This is a genomic window from Spiroplasma ixodetis (genome assembly GCF_059729505.1).
This window is the reverse complement of the sequence record NZ_AP038353.1, coordinates 97,403-111,741: the sequence shown is the minus strand read 5'-3', so window position 1 is coordinate 111,741 and position 14,339 is coordinate 97,403. Positions and strand designations below refer to the sequence as shown.

At 23.6% G+C, this 14,339-nt stretch carries 19 protein-coding genes and 1 pseudogene; 11 read left to right on the top strand and 9 right to left on the bottom strand.

Annotation, left to right across the window (positions count from 1 at the left end; translation table 4 throughout):
* Window positions 1-4: 4 nt before the first annotated feature.
* The 3 genes from AC6I4F_RS00715 to AC6I4F_RS00705 form a co-directional block, all read right to left on the bottom strand.
* Window positions 5-391: a hypothetical protein gene (locus AC6I4F_RS00715; RefSeq protein ID WP_497873922.1), complete on the bottom strand. Its 387-nt coding sequence runs from the start codon at window positions 389-391 to the stop codon at window positions 5-7.
* A gap of 383 nt (window positions 392-774) precedes the next feature.
* On the bottom strand, window positions 775-1,209 hold the full coding sequence (locus tag AC6I4F_RS00710) for a hypothetical protein (protein ID WP_497873921.1): 435 nt from the start codon (window positions 1,207-1,209) through the stop codon (window positions 775-777).
* An 11-nt stretch (window positions 1,210-1,220) separates the two neighbouring features.
* Window positions 1,221-1,748 carry a hypothetical protein gene (locus tag AC6I4F_RS00705; RefSeq protein WP_497873920.1) on the bottom strand — a complete coding sequence of 176 codons (528 nt, stop codon included), beginning with the start codon at window positions 1,746-1,748 and terminating at the stop codon, window positions 1,221-1,223.
* Between the two features lie 169 nt (window positions 1,749-1,917).
* Between AC6I4F_RS00705 and AC6I4F_RS00700 the strand changes: the two genes are divergently transcribed.
* Window positions 1,918-2,574, top strand: a complete 657-nt coding sequence (locus AC6I4F_RS00700) for a UPF0236 family transposase-like protein (protein WP_497873919.1) — start codon at window positions 1,918-1,920, stop codon at window positions 2,572-2,574.
* A gap of 693 nt (window positions 2,575-3,267) precedes the next feature.
* Here the strand turns inward: AC6I4F_RS00700 and AC6I4F_RS00695 are convergent.
* The 5 genes from AC6I4F_RS00695 to AC6I4F_RS00675 form a co-directional block, all read right to left on the bottom strand.
* Window positions 3,268-3,675, bottom strand: a complete 408-nt coding sequence (locus AC6I4F_RS00695; RefSeq protein ID WP_497873918.1) for a UPF0236 family transposase-like protein — start codon at window positions 3,673-3,675, stop codon at window positions 3,268-3,270.
* Between the two features lie 222 nt (window positions 3,676-3,897).
* Window positions 3,898-4,455, bottom strand: coding sequence for an IS1595 family transposase (locus AC6I4F_RS00690; protein WP_497873917.1), 558 nt, complete (start codon window positions 4,453-4,455; stop codon window positions 3,898-3,900).
* Window positions 4,388-4,720, bottom strand: a complete 333-nt coding sequence (locus AC6I4F_RS00685) for a hypothetical protein (RefSeq protein ID WP_497873916.1) — start codon at window positions 4,718-4,720, stop codon at window positions 4,388-4,390. The genes AC6I4F_RS00690 and AC6I4F_RS00685 overlap by 68 nt, the downstream gene beginning before the upstream one ends.
* A gap of 126 nt (window positions 4,721-4,846) precedes the next feature.
* A complete protein-coding gene (locus tag AC6I4F_RS00680; protein WP_497873915.1) occupies window positions 4,847-5,695 on the bottom strand; it encodes a hypothetical protein in 849 nt (282 codons plus the stop codon).
* Window positions 5,696-5,879: 184 nt separating this feature from the next.
* The gene (locus AC6I4F_RS00675) at window positions 5,880-6,836 is read right to left on the bottom strand and encodes a hypothetical protein (RefSeq protein ID WP_497873914.1); all 957 of its coding nucleotides are present in this window, start codon (window positions 6,834-6,836) and stop codon (window positions 5,880-5,882) included.
* Between the two features lie 307 nt (window positions 6,837-7,143).
* On the opposite strand from AC6I4F_RS00675, the gene AC6I4F_RS00670 reads away from it, so the two are divergent.
* The 10 genes and pseudogenes from AC6I4F_RS00670 (at window position 7,144) to AC6I4F_RS00625 (ending at window position 13,225) form a co-directional block, all read left to right on the top strand.
* The gene (locus tag AC6I4F_RS00670) at window positions 7,144-7,455 is read left to right on the top strand and encodes an HU family DNA-binding protein (protein ID WP_497873913.1); all 312 of its coding nucleotides are present in this window, start codon (window positions 7,144-7,146) and stop codon (window positions 7,453-7,455) included.
* Between the two features lie 30 nt (window positions 7,456-7,485).
* Complete coding sequence (locus tag AC6I4F_RS00665; protein ID WP_497873912.1) at window positions 7,486-8,499, top strand: alpha/beta hydrolase; 1,014 nt, start codon at window positions 7,486-7,488, stop codon at window positions 8,497-8,499.
* Window positions 8,500-8,569: 70 nt separating this feature from the next.
* Entirely contained in the window at window positions 8,570-8,800 is a 231-nt protein-coding gene (locus tag AC6I4F_RS00660) for a hypothetical protein (protein WP_497873911.1), read from the top strand.
* Complete coding sequence (locus AC6I4F_RS00655; RefSeq protein ID WP_497873910.1) at window positions 8,736-9,785, top strand: FAD-dependent oxidoreductase; 1,050 nt, start codon at window positions 8,736-8,738, stop codon at window positions 9,783-9,785. Before AC6I4F_RS00660 ends, AC6I4F_RS00655 begins: the two co-directional genes overlap by 65 nt.
* A gap of 33 nt (window positions 9,786-9,818) precedes the next feature.
* Window positions 9,819-10,106 (top strand): hypothetical protein, encoded by a 288-nt coding sequence (locus AC6I4F_RS00650; protein ID WP_497873909.1) that lies wholly within the window; start codon window positions 9,819-9,821, stop codon window positions 10,104-10,106.
* A 9-nt stretch (window positions 10,107-10,115) separates the two neighbouring features.
* Window positions 10,116-11,297 (top strand): annotated as a pseudogene (locus tag AC6I4F_RS00645) (cation:dicarboxylate symporter family transporter).
* 37 nt (window positions 11,298-11,334) lie between these two features.
* The gene (locus tag AC6I4F_RS00640; RefSeq protein WP_497873908.1) at window positions 11,335-11,502 is read left to right on the top strand and encodes a hypothetical protein; all 168 of its coding nucleotides are present in this window, start codon (window positions 11,335-11,337) and stop codon (window positions 11,500-11,502) included.
* A gap of 577 nt (window positions 11,503-12,079) precedes the next feature.
* On the top strand, window positions 12,080-12,247 hold the full coding sequence (locus AC6I4F_RS00635) for a hypothetical protein (protein ID WP_497873907.1): 168 nt from the start codon (window positions 12,080-12,082) through the stop codon (window positions 12,245-12,247).
* A 195-nt stretch (window positions 12,248-12,442) separates the two neighbouring features.
* A complete protein-coding gene (locus tag AC6I4F_RS00630) occupies window positions 12,443-12,841 on the top strand; it encodes a hypothetical protein (RefSeq protein WP_497873906.1) in 399 nt (132 codons plus the stop codon).
* A 258-nt stretch (window positions 12,842-13,099) separates the two neighbouring features.
* The gene (locus AC6I4F_RS00625; protein WP_497873905.1) at window positions 13,100-13,225 is read left to right on the top strand and encodes a hypothetical protein; all 126 of its coding nucleotides are present in this window, start codon (window positions 13,100-13,102) and stop codon (window positions 13,223-13,225) included.
* On the opposite strand, the gene AC6I4F_RS00620 is transcribed toward AC6I4F_RS00625, so the two are convergent.
* Window positions 13,203-14,336 (bottom strand): IS1595 family transposase, encoded by a 1,134-nt coding sequence (locus AC6I4F_RS00620; RefSeq protein WP_497873904.1) that lies wholly within the window; start codon window positions 14,334-14,336, stop codon window positions 13,203-13,205. The two genes, AC6I4F_RS00625 and AC6I4F_RS00620, sit on opposite strands and share 23 nt — an antisense overlap.
* Between the last annotated feature and the right edge of the window lie 3 nt (window positions 14,337-14,339).

Genomic DNA, 14,339 nt, shown 5'->3' with positions numbered 1-14,339 from the left:
TAACCTATATTTTTTTATTAACTGCATTATCTAATTCAGGAGTTGTTGGTTTTGTTCCTGCAATAGTAATTTTTCCTAAATCTAAATAAAAAATTAAATTTTCTAAATCAATTTTTGTATCATCAAAATCTGCTAATTTATAAGTAGCATTTGTTTTTTGTTCTGATGTATCTTTTGTATATTCTTTATTTTGTGCTTCTGTTATTTCTGCTACTGTAGGCATATTAGCTTGAATAATATATTGTAAATGACCTCTAATCATTGTTGGAAGAGCATATAATGCTTTACCAATTCATTTTAAATTACCAGTATTATTATCAAGCATTTGTCTAATACTTTGAAATGAACTTGTCATTGCTACTGCATTTTTATGAATAAATCCTGCTAACATTTTTCTTAAATCAAATGTTTTTTGTAAATGTAATCCTGTTTCAGTACCATGTTTAAATTCTTGTTCTAAATAAAAACTTTTAAATAAATCAGTACCAAAAATACTATCTTTATATAATTTACCTGTTGTAATAGTATCAGCAGCAATTGAACTATAATTTAATTTTTGAAATACTTTAGTAAATTGTAAATAACTATTAAATCCAATACCTGCTAATATATCTGTTGAATTAACTCCAACTTCAGTATTAGTTATTTTTTGAATTAATCTATTATTTCTTTCTCCTATTGTATAAAATGCTTAATATGCAGTATCTTGATTTAAATTTAATAAATTAATAGGTAATACTTGTGATTTTGAAATACAATAATCTTTAATACCAGTTAAAATATTGCTTCTAAACAATATAAATAACCTTTTATCATACTTGAACTTCATTCTGCTAATAATGTTGGTCTTACATTTGGGTCACTTGATAAAAATCTTTCCATATCAAAATATTCAACTGCTCAATTAATAGTTAATTTTTGGTCAAGTATTACTGTTGTTGTTTTTGCACTTGTTCATTGTCTTGTAATACCAGTTACAGGGTCATAATCACTACCTCAAACAATACGTTCAGCAATTCTATAAATTGCCATTCCTACACCATTTAAAGTTTCAATTTGTTGAGCAACTGCACTTGTTCTAAAATACATTGTTGTATTTTCATTATTTAATACACCACGAACTTGTGCTTCAATTACACTTAAAATTGCTTTTTCACTGTCAGAATTTCCACCAGTAATTAAATCCTTTGGTATTTGTGGCAAAGCCATATTTATTCTCCTTACTTAGGAATATCAGAGAATGCTTTTTTTGTATATTCTAATATTTCATTTTTATCTATTAAACATTTAGTTTTTGCTTTAGTATCTAAATTAACTTTTTGATTTGTATTACAAATATTATCTAAATTTAATAAATCTAAAGTATTAAAATATTTTATTTCTTCTTTAGGTTTTTCTACTTCTTTTTTTATTATTTCTGTATTTGAAATATTAGATTTATTATTAAAAATCTCTATATATTCTTGTTTAATTTTTTCTAATGCTTCAGTTTTTGAAATATCTTTATAATCATTTAATAATGATTTAGCAATTTTAATTTGTTTATCATTTAAACCATTAAATAATTCTTTTTCTTGATATTCATTTACTTTTGCTTCATATTCTTTTATTTTTGTTTCATATTCACTTAATTTAGGTTCAATATCTTTTTTACTTTCAGCATATACTACATTTCTATGTTGTTTTAGTAAACTTTCAACATCATCTAAACTATAATTCTCTTTTTTATCAAAAGTAAAATTACTCATACTTTTAATCTCCCTTTATTAAATTTTATTATATTAATAGGTCACTTTTATATATGTTATTTAACATATTCACTTTATGTAATTATATCATTTTACATTTATAATATTTCAATACTTTTTTTATAAAGTTATTATAATCAAATCATAAATTAAGAAGGAGATTATTATTATGAATTTTCTTATTAATGAACTTAATTATGATGAACTTGATATTACAATTAAAAATAATGGTATTAATTATGTAACAAATATATGACAAGGATATGATGATTTTTGATATCAAAATATATATGATAAAAGTAAACATAAGTATGTTAAAACTGCTCCAAGAAGTCCAAATACTAAATATGGTAAAGTAAATGATTTTTATCGTAGATGTTATTTAATATTAGAAACTAATGAATATTATTATCCTTTAGATGATTATATAAAAATTAAAAAAAGAAAAAGAACACTTACAAGTTTAGAACATACAATAATAAAAAATTCAGGTAATGGTAAAAGACAATCTGATGTACAAGATACTATCAAAAATAGTGATTTTTCAAAAACATATATTAATAATGTAATGAAAAATGCAATAATAAATGTTGAAGAAATAAAAGAGAAAAAAGTATTATTACCAACTGAAAAATTATTTATAAATATGGATGATTGTTTTATATCTTCATTATTTAATAATAAAAAACAAAAAAATCGTATTCTTACAATTAGTGCAAATAAAGGTAAAGATTTAGAAAAATCTACTAAAAGTAGAAATGTTTTAAAAGATAAAAAAATTACTTATATGAAAACTAAAAATGGTCAAAGAATTAAAAGACAATAATTAATTGATAAAATTTATGAATTTCTTGATTTACAATATATTTATAGTAAAATTAGTTTAGTATTTATTGGTAATGGTGCACCTTGAATTAAAACTACTGCTAAAAAAGAAAATATTCCTTATGTAATTGATAGACATCATGCATTTAAATCACTTAAAAATAGAAAAGTAGATAATAAAAAATTAACAAATGCATATGATTTATTTGTTAATGGTGAATATTATCAATTATTAGATTTTTTAAAAGAAAATAAAGTTGATGAGCAAATATATAAATATTTTAAAAATAATAAAGATGGTGTTATAAATCAAAAAGAAAATTGAAATCAAGGAGTTTTTGCTGAAAGTGATGTATCACATTTAGTTAAATCTTTAAAAGGATATGGTGCTAAGATTTTTAATGATAAAGTAATTAATAATATTCTTATAATTAATTCAGCAAGAATTAATAAATTAAATCTTTTACTTTAATATTTTAAAAATTAATAAATCTAAACCTAAATAGTTAGGAATTTTTGTTTTATAAAAGTTAATAAAATTTATATTAAGACTTGACATTAACCCTAAATAGAGTTATAATTTAAGTAACAATTAATAATTTATTTTGTCTTTTATTTAAAGAAAATTAAATTATAACCATTAACTTTACTCACCCCCTTTTCAAATAAATTCATTGCGTTTTGATAGTGTAATTTAGCAATTTGATTTTTTTCTTCCTGACATTATACCAAGAAATAAAACATGAAAAGCATGGAATTTATCTAAAATAAATTTAGCATTTAAAATTGTAGCAGAAGTTTTAATTCATTTTGCACTATCTCCACAAACTAATAAATTTGCTTGGTCAAAATTTTCAAAATATAAATTACCATATTTTTCAATTAATTTGGCAGTTTTTTCAGCACCAATTTCTGTTTTTGATACTCTTATTTTGCATACTGCTCTTTTATTAATTAATCTTCCATTTTTCTTTTTACCAGTACAAAATATTATTAATCTCATAGAACATTTTTTACAATTTTTAGTATTCTGTTTTTCATTAAACTTAAATTTTCTATGACCATCATCAAACTTTATATATAAAGTTTGATTTGGTTGCAATAATATTTTAGGGATATTTGCTTTTGGTAATTCAAATTTTTGATATGTTCTACAAACTGTACTAGTACCTATTAAATCTTCAATAAAAGTATTACAAACATCACGATATTTTTTATCATCAGCAAAATATTTTAAAGGCTTTTATCCCTTTATGTACTATTTTTAAATTTTATCACATAAATGGAGATAAAAGCCTATCTAGGAAATTATCCCCACATGTATCTAAATCAAACACAAAATTATAGTTTCAAAACTAGGTATCTTATTGAATTTATATGCAGCTTCATTTGCATATAAATGAATATTATGTTTTAAAACTTTTATGTGTGTTCGGAAAGTTCATCGGATGTGTTTTCATGCAGATTCAATCTGGTTTGTGTTTACACCTGTTGATGACACATACCCAACTTCATGATTTACGATTTCATGTTTGTGATAGAAGTTTTTGAAACTTCCATATCCCTTCCAATAATCCGTAAATAGACAACACCCAGTAGAAATGTGTTTCAATGCAAATCATAAAAGATTTTTCTCATCTGCTTTTTTCAATACTTTCACAATTATTTTGTTGCTGGTTTTATCATAAACTCCAACAATCAAGGTTTTATTCAACAAGGAAGATCCTTGTTTTTTAAAACCTACATGTGAAAGATAAATTTCATCCATCTGTGCTGTGCCATCATCAATGAACCCTGCATCTTTATTCCAAATTCTAGTTATGATTTCATGACACCATTTTTCAAACTGTTTTATATGTCACACCCAATTCCCTTGCAACATCTATTGATAGTATACCATGCTTTGTGTTTATTCATCTAAAGATGAGATAAAACCAAGATGTCAAAGGTGTTTGTGACTTGTGAAAAATGGTGTCATGAAGAATAATAAATGTTTGATGATATTTCAAACATCTTATTCTTCTCAAATCAGAAACATTCAAACTAGAAGAAGCACACCTGGTACATTTCATTACTTTCAACTTCGCTATATATTTCAAACAATCGTTTTCATTTTGAAATATGCTATTGAATTCATTTCAATTCATTTTTTCCTCCACACTAGTACATGTGGGGATAATTTCCTTATTAAATTTCTTTCCTTATTAATTTTAAATTCCAGATAATTAAATTATCTGGAAAATATGCATTATTTATAAGTTTAAAACTTTTGATTATATATTATTTGTAAATGCTATCTTTTGTTCAGAAAGTACTAGACCAACTGATACTTCTTGGTTTATTGATTCAACATCTGCTATTTGTAATACATTATTAGAATTTCATATCAAACAATCTGAATTTATTGAATTTAATGTTATATCTAAAATATTAGATATTTTTTTTACCATTTTATATACAAAATCATTTTCTTTAAGACATTCACTAGTTTGTTGAGATTCATAATCACTTATTTTTATATTTTGCTGTTTTTTATTTAAATCAAGAAATTCATTAAATTCAAAAAATAAATGTTTTAACTCTTGTAATTGATCTTTTTGTTGATAAATTTTTTCATATAATAAATCTAAATTTTTAATATAATTTTTAATATTATTATTTTGTACTCTAACTTTTATAAACATAAATTTATAATCTTTTTTATTTTTTTGTTCAAAATTATTAACTATTTTTTTACATATTTTTTGATTTAAATTATATTTTTTTTGATAATCATACATTAATGGAATAAACTTTTTAGGAATTTTAATTAATGTTGTAAAATCAATTAAAAACAAAAGATTTTGCGAACTATCATTTTCATTAGTACATAATAAAGCAAATTTTTTGTTTTCATTAAAAAGAAAATTCTTTTTACTGTTTTTTGCCATTTTATTTTGTAATTTTTTAAAAATCATTTGTTCTTCTTCATTACAATCTTCAAATAATAGTAATGGATTAAAATAAAGATTTTTTGCTATTTTTTGATTCTTACCTTCATTTAAACTATCATCTTTAATAAAAATTAGATAAGAATATGGACCTTTATATTCTTGTAAAAAATTATAATAATTAAGAGTCATTTTTACTATTGATCCTGATTCTAATTTTAATTCTTCAAAATCAAATAATTTGCATTTACCATTATTTTCATTATTGATATCAATAGTGATATCACTAGAAGTTGATGGTTGTAATTCTTGTTGAGCATTACTTTCTTTATAGTTATTAAACTGTTTTATACTTTTTAAAAGTTCACCAGATTTATTATTTAGTAATAATGATAAACTTAAAATCTTCTTTTATTTTTTCATGAAAAGTTTTAAATTCATTAAATAAATTAATAATATCATTACTCTTTTTGGTTATATTCAATTTATTTTCAGTAAAACAACTATTCATTTTATTATTAATTTCACTTAATTTATTCCTTATTTCTTTTATATTTTTTTCAATTTTATCTTTAATTTTTTTTATATCAATTTCTAACTTTAATTGTTCTTGCGTTAATACTATTATTTCTTTTTCTTGGCTTTTAATACTAATTTCATTTTCTGAAATTTCTTTTTTTCAATTTGAAATTTCTGTTTCTAAAATATGAACTCTTTCTTTTGCATTTTTAACTTTATTATTATAATCGATTCATAATGCATCTCAATGCTTTTGTATGTTTGCATCACTTGAATTAACTTCAATTAAAGCTGATACTACTTCAACATATTTTATTTTTGTTCTCATAGTAGCTTGGAAATCTTCAATATTTTTTTGAGTTTCTTGAAAAGTATCTTTATCTATCTTTGTGCTTTTTTCTTTAAACTCTTCTTTATCTTTTTGCAAAGCTTTAATTTCTTTTCTTATTTTTTTTAATTCTTTTTGATCTTTTGCTATTTTTTCATCCAATGTTTGATTTCTAAGTTGATTATTAGTCCTACTTTTTGTTAAATCTTCAATATTACTTTTTAAGTTTTTTAAATCATCTTCTTTATAAGATAAATCTTTTTCATATTTACTATTTTCTAATTCTTCTTCTGATAAAATATCTTGATATCTTTGTTTATAATTACGTTGTTCCTCAACACTTTCATTTATGAAAAATGTGAATTCTTTTTTAAAAATTTCTAAATTTTCTTTAAATTTTCTAATCTTATTTTCAATATCACCTATTGAAACATTTGTTGTCGCTATCTCTAGAATAATTTTAAACCTCTCTTTCTTTTCTTTCAAAAATAAAAAACCACTTGCTTTAAAACTAAAGCAAGTGGTTTTTTATTTTTGTAATTACATTTTATAGAAATTATAATTATAGTTAAGGAATATACTTACTTATACTATTGAATATAATAAAGAAATTTTTATCTTTGATTCTTATTATTTTTAATGTTAAAATTATTCAAATTAAATATGTAAAATGCTTTTTATATATAAAATTATTAATAAGCAAAGTACGAAAAATTTATAGATTACATTTTATAAATAAAATAATATAAAATAATATTAGAAGGATATGAGCAAACAGATAGGGTTGATTTTTATGAACGCAAAAGAATTAATTGCAAGAGTATCAGATAAAACTAAATTTAATATTCAAGATATTGAAATAGTTTTTAATTGTGTAATTGAAGAAATTAAAAATATTAACCAACTAGGTAGAGTAATTACTATTCCTAATTTTGGTACTTTTAAAATCAAAAAAGTAAAACCCTGTTTACGACGAAATAGTAAAAATAATGGACAACACGTAGTTAGCAAATACAAATATATTAAATTTATACCTTATAAAAAATACAAGAAATATATTCGTTGTAAACCAAAACCAACAATATTAAATAACATCGACTATTAAAGTGTATGACCTAAAATGTGAGGAAAACTAATGAAACAAAGTAGTATTAATAGAATAAAATTAAGACAAAAAGTTAATATAAATTCAATTGAAATGTTTAAAGCATGCTTGCAATATAATTCTCAATTTCAACCGAAAGTTAAAATTGAATTAGCAAAATGGCCAATGTATTTTGCATATTGAGAATACCTAGAAAAACATGAAAATATAATTCCTTTTTCAATTAAAACATCAATTGACAATTTAACATTATACGGTAATCTTTTAAAAAGTCCCCTTAAAAATGAAAATAATAATAAAACAATAATTTTATTACACGGAATAACTAATACAAAATTTTGAATATTTAAACAAGCTTTCATTTTTTTAAGTGCTGGCTACAACGTTATTTGATATGATGCTCGTAACCATGGTGAAAGTGATGCATCACCAACAACTTTTGGTTTAAAAGAATCACAAGATTTACAAGACATTATTGAATACTGTTGTAAAACATATAAACAAGAAACTACTGCTTTAGGATTATATGGTTTTTCATTAGGTGGCGCAACAGTAGTAATGTGAAGCAATTTATATGCAAAACATAAAATTAATCAAAAAGTAAAATTCATTATTTCTGATTGTACATTTAGTCGCTTAGATCGTACGTATAGTGAAAAACTATACAATTATGCTTTCTTACCTACTAATTTAATGCTGAAATTAAGTCGTAAAAAAGCACAAAAAACATTTGGTGTCGATGGTTTACAAGAAATACAACCAATTAAATATTTAAAACTAATACCTGATATGCCAATATTATTTCTTCATGGTCAAAATGATCACTTTATTAACTACACTAATGCTAATGAATTATTTCAAGAAAAAATTCGATATGAAATACCAAAAAAAAGTTCATTATACAATATCCTTGATGCTAACCACGGTCAAAGTTTTTTAATTGGTGATTTAGACCACACAGTTGTTAATGAATATAATTTAGTAACTGATAAAGGTATTAGTGACACTACTTTAGAATTTGTTCAAAAATGAATCAATACTTAAGATAAACACTATTAATTGATATTTTTATTAAAAAAATATTATAATTAATGAGAGTGGAGCGATGATAAAAATGAAAATTAAAGTTATTATTATTGGTGCTGACGCGACTGGGATGGGAGTTGCTAGTAAATTATTACGTAGTGAAAAAAATAGTGATAAAAATTTTGATATCCATGTTTATCAAGAAAAAAACTATATTTCACTTGATGCTTGTGGTATTTCTTATTATATTGCTAATGAATTTAAAGATAAAAAAACTTTTAAATGATCGTACAAAAAAAGATTTTTCAGAAAAAACTAATAATAAAAATAAAATTAAAATTCATTTAAATCAAAATGTTATTAAAGTCGATACAGCAAAACAAGAAATTCATGTCAAAAAAACAACAAACGATAAAACTAAAGCAAAAGTTGTATCTTATCATGCCTTAGTTATTGCAACAGGAGCCAAACCAAAAATTCCGCCACCTTTTAGTCATGGTATTTTGCCACATAATGTTTATAATGTTTTTACTAAAGATGCCACTATTTTACTAAACTATCAAGTTGAAGAACTAATGATGACTCATAATAATGTTAATGATTTGCGTTTAAGAAGTGTAAGTGATAAAAAAAATGGAAAAACAATAACTTGTGACTTAGTAATACTAGCAGTTGGTTTTGAACCAAATACGAATTTTTTACAAAATAGCAATATTGAATTAAATAAAAATAAAGCAATTATTATTAACGAATTCTGTCAAATTCCTTCTAAAGAAAATGTTACAAAAAATTTTTCAAATATGTATAGTGGTGGTGATTGTGCACAAATATATAGTCAATTTGATAAATCATCAATATATGTTCCCTTGGCAACTAATGCTAATAAAATGGCACGTATTATTGCTGATAATATTAAAAACCCAGAACATAAATATCCAGGAACTTTAGGATCAAGTATTTTACGTGTTGGTAATTTAGAAATAACAAAAACTGGTAGTTTTGATACGATTTATAAAAATAAAATTGGTAGTGTTTATATTAAAGATTATGATCTACCAAGATACTTAAAACAATCTCGTCCTTTATACTTGAAACTATTTTATGATAAAACAAATTTACAATTACTGGAAGCACAAATGGCAGGCTATAATCATGCCACATTAAGAATTAATGCTCTTGCTACTGCCATTTGAAATAAAATGGACATCCGTGATTTACAAAATTTATATTTAGTTTATTCACCTCTTTTTGCTCGTACTAGTGATATTATTCATATAGCAAGTAGAAAAGTAACATCGTCATAACCTATAAAAAATAAAAAGAATGAGGTAGCAACTATGACAACTCTTAGTAATGACAATATTAACTTATTAAGAGACTTTGTTGGTATTTCACACTGACAAAGTCTAATCGGGATAATTGTCTTTTTTAGTATTATCCTAGCACTTTCTATTTTTATTAAAAAAACTAAACCTAAATTTCCAATTCGTATTTTTACTGGAATGAGATTAGGACTAATTTTTGGTATTACTATCCAAGCTATTACTGGTTTTAATAGTCATAACATTACTTATCCTAACTTACCTGGAACACCAATAAAACCTAATCCTGACTATATACCCTAAGTTGCAGAAATTGTACACTGAATTGAATTATTAAAAACTATTTTTATTATTGGTATTACTACGTTAACTATTCCATTAGTATTTTTAGCTATTGCTAGAATTACTAGTAAAAAAAATAGTAACTCAAAAACAATAACTAAAGTTTCAGGAGTTGGTATTACTATTTTATTAATAAATGTGGCTACTGCTTTTACTATTGCCTTTGGACTAGGAATTGCTTTTAAAATTGGCCAAGGTTTTAATTTAACTGATGGTGGTAGTTACGATAAAACTACTGCCAAAACAATTCCCGAAATTATCATTAGTTACGTTCCTAGCAGCTTAATTGGTGTTTTTACTCAAACATTAATTATTCCAATCATTGTCCTTGGTGCTTTAATTGGATTTGCAATTAAAAAACTAACTAAGCATAATGAAGAACGAATGGACAAAGCAAGCAGCACTTTAGAAACAATGTGAAAAATTATTATTTCAATATTAATGATGTTTATTAAAATTATGCCATTTGCTGTTATGAGTATGCTAGCAATAGCAATTATTAATTAACCAATTGTTGCAATTGCTAATATTGGCATTATTATTGGAGTCGCTTATTTAGCACTACTTATTACTTTCTTATGACATTTATTATCATTATATTTATTTGGTATTAATCCTTATCGTTGATTATTAAAAGCACAGAAACCAATTATTGCTGGTTTTACAACTCAGTCTTCTAATGCCGCTTTACCAATTGCTATGAATACCTTAAAAGAAGATTTAAAAGTGAAAGAAGAGGGTAGTGATACAGTAATGGCGCTTTCAACAACAATAGGTTTAAGTGGCTGTGCTGGAGTGCAAGCTGGTATTATTTTATCTTTCTTATGATTTAGTGTTATCTTTCCTGGTAATTTCCCCAACTGAACAATTGCTATTTTATTTATTAATGGCTTAATTGTAACATTAGTTGCTTCATTAGTAATTGTGGGAGTACCAGGAACTGCTGCTGCTGTAACAGTTGGTGATTTAGGTGGTCTTGGTTTTGGTAGCTATTATGATTCTGTTTATGGTATTATTGGTGCTTTAGATGGTTTATTTGATATGGGCAGAACTGCAGTTAATATTTATGGTGGTTTACAAGCTACTGTTATTGCTTCTCGCAATCAAGAATTAATTGAAGATGAAAAAATTTTATTAAAAAAACCATTTTAGGGGTTTACACATTTTAACAAAGAAAGTTGGAGCCAAATTGTTAATTAGATCTGAAAAAAATGATAAGATTCAAGCATTAAAAAAAGATAGTAAAGTTAAAATTGAAGCATTAAAAAAAGTAAAAAATAGTGAGAATGATATTAAATTTTTAAAAGAGCAGTTAAAAAAAGATATTAAAACAATTAAAAGTGGTAAAGATATCTAATTTCCAATTATTATCTAAATAAATTTTTAGTAATCTATTTCATAAAGATATCACAAAACTAAATATATAGTAGAAATTAAGTAAGGAAAATAACTAATTTTTTGATATGGACTAATAAAAATTAATTGATGCGCTAATACATTTCTACCTTCAATAATACCTTTCATTAAAGGACTCTTATCAAATCTTAATGTATAATCATTATCATTTGATTAAAATCATTTTTTTCTTTATACATACCTTCTAATTGACTTAGTAAGATATTCATTTTTTTGAATTTTCTTTAAACTATCTGTAACATTTGCAATTGCCTGCTGTTTATCTGATGTTACTGGTTTAGTTTTCTCTGCAAAATAATTTTGCATATAAATATCTGAAATATTTGTTTGTTTAGTTATATCAATAATTATTGAACTTTGATAACTTTTATCATTAAAACTACTAATTATTTTTACACTTATTTTAGAAATTTTTTGTCATTCTTATTTATTGCCGTGAATAATATTATATAATGGTATTTAAGTTTTATTTTATATAATTTATATGAAGGTAAATGAATTTAAAGGAGAAAAATAAAATGAAAAATTTATTAAAATTATTATCAATTTTAGCAATATCAACACCAATACCATTAACTGTAGTTGCTTGCGATACACCAGACTCAAAAAAAGATACAAAAATTGATATTTCAACAAAAATTCCTAATAATATAAATTTAGGTACATTAAAATTTAAAAAAATATAAAATCTGAATTTTTAAATAAATTACAAGCAAAATTAGTAGCAATGTCAGGTTTAAAAACTATTACAAGTGATGACTATGATGTTTATATAAAAATTTAGGAAAAATATTTTTACTTTAAAGATTTATACTTTATTGATATTTTTAAACCAAATGATTTTTTAACTTTAAATTTAAATATTAAAATTGTTGCTAAAAATGGAGCCAAATTTAAAGAAAAAAAATAATATTACAATTAGTTATTGCTTATTACAATGATGAACTGATTTAAACGAAATTACTAATATTGATAGTCCAAGTCAAATTGAGGCTATTTACCCAAATGCTGTTACAAAAGAAGAAATAGAAAATGCATTAGATTCAATCATCAATAATTCTGTACAAAAAATATGTTATGGCGATATTGTCATCAAAAACCTTGATTATGTATATGATATAGATGAAGATTGTATTAATAGAATTACTACTATTGATTTATTAATTACTAGTAAGATAGTCAAAGTTAAAATTACTGCTCAATGAAATTCAATTGATTTTGTTGGAATGACTAATTTAATATCTGTCACTTTACCAAAAACTATTAAAATTATTAACTAATGTAAATTTTAAATCAAACATGAAAGAAGTCTATTGAAAATACACAAAATTTAATAACATATAGTTGCTATCCAATATATAATTTTAACCCATTACTTTTATGCCAAAGTAAATGGGTTAATTGTTTAAAAATGGTAATTAAAATAGAAGAAATTAAACAACATATTTAGTTTAATTTCAAAAATAAAATTTCCATTATATTAGAGTGTTTTATAATTAAATTATAAAATAAAATCAAATTTTTTTTCAAAAACTATTATGCTGTTAATAAAAAAGGCTTTTATCCCTTTATGTACTATTTTTAAATTTTATCACATAAATGCTGAGAAAAGCCTATCTAGGAAATTATCCCCGCATGTATCTAAATCAAACACAAAATTATAGTTTCAAAACTAGGTATCTTATTGAATTTATATGCAGTTTCTTTTGCATATAAATGAATATTGTGTTTTGAAAGTTTTATGTGTGTTCGAAAAGTTCATCGGATGTGTTTTCATGCAGATTCAATCTGGTTTGTGTTTACACCTGTTGATGACACATACCCAACTTCATTATTTACGATTTCATGTTTGTGATAGAAGTTTTTGAAACTTCCATATTCTTTCCAAGAATCCGTAAATAGACAACACCCAATAGAAATGTGTTTCAATGCAAATCATAAAAGGTTTTTCTCATCTGCTTTTTTCAATACTTTAACAATTAGTTTGTTGCTGGTTTTCTCATAAACTCCAACAATCAAGGTTTTATTCAACAAGGATCTTCCTTGTTTTTTAAAACCTACATGTGAAAGATACATTTCATTCATCTGTGCTGTGCCATCATCAATGAACCCTGCATCTTGATTCCAAATTCTAGTTCTGATTTCATGATTCATTCTTCAAGCTGTTTTATATGTCACACCCAATTCCCTTGCAACATCTGTTGATGGAATTCCATGTTTGGTGTTTATTCATCTAAAGATGAGATAAAACCAAGATGTCAAAGGTGTTTGTGACTTGTGAAAAATGGTGTCATGAAGAATACTAAATGTTTGATGACATTTCAAACATCTTATTCTTCTCAAATCAGAAACATTCAAACTAGAAGAAGCACACCTGATACATTTCATTACTTTCAACTTCGCTATATATTTCAAACAATCGTTTTCATTTTGAAATATGCTATTGAATTCATTTCAATTCATTTTTTCCTCCACACTAGTACATGCGGGGATAATTTTCATTAAAAAATCAGGAGTTGCAACAAATTCAAAATCATTGTATTTAGTATAACATTTAAATAATGAATTAACATAATTATTTCGTTTTTTCATTTCTAATTCTCATTTACATAAAAGTAAATTAAAATAGTTACGTTCCAAGTCTAAAAATGGTTGCATTGCCATATTTGTATTTTTTTTATTTAAACAATGATCATACATTAGTAGTTCTTTACGCAATGCAGTTAAACTCATATCTGGTGTATAACTAAATAATTCATACGGAATAATTATCATTAT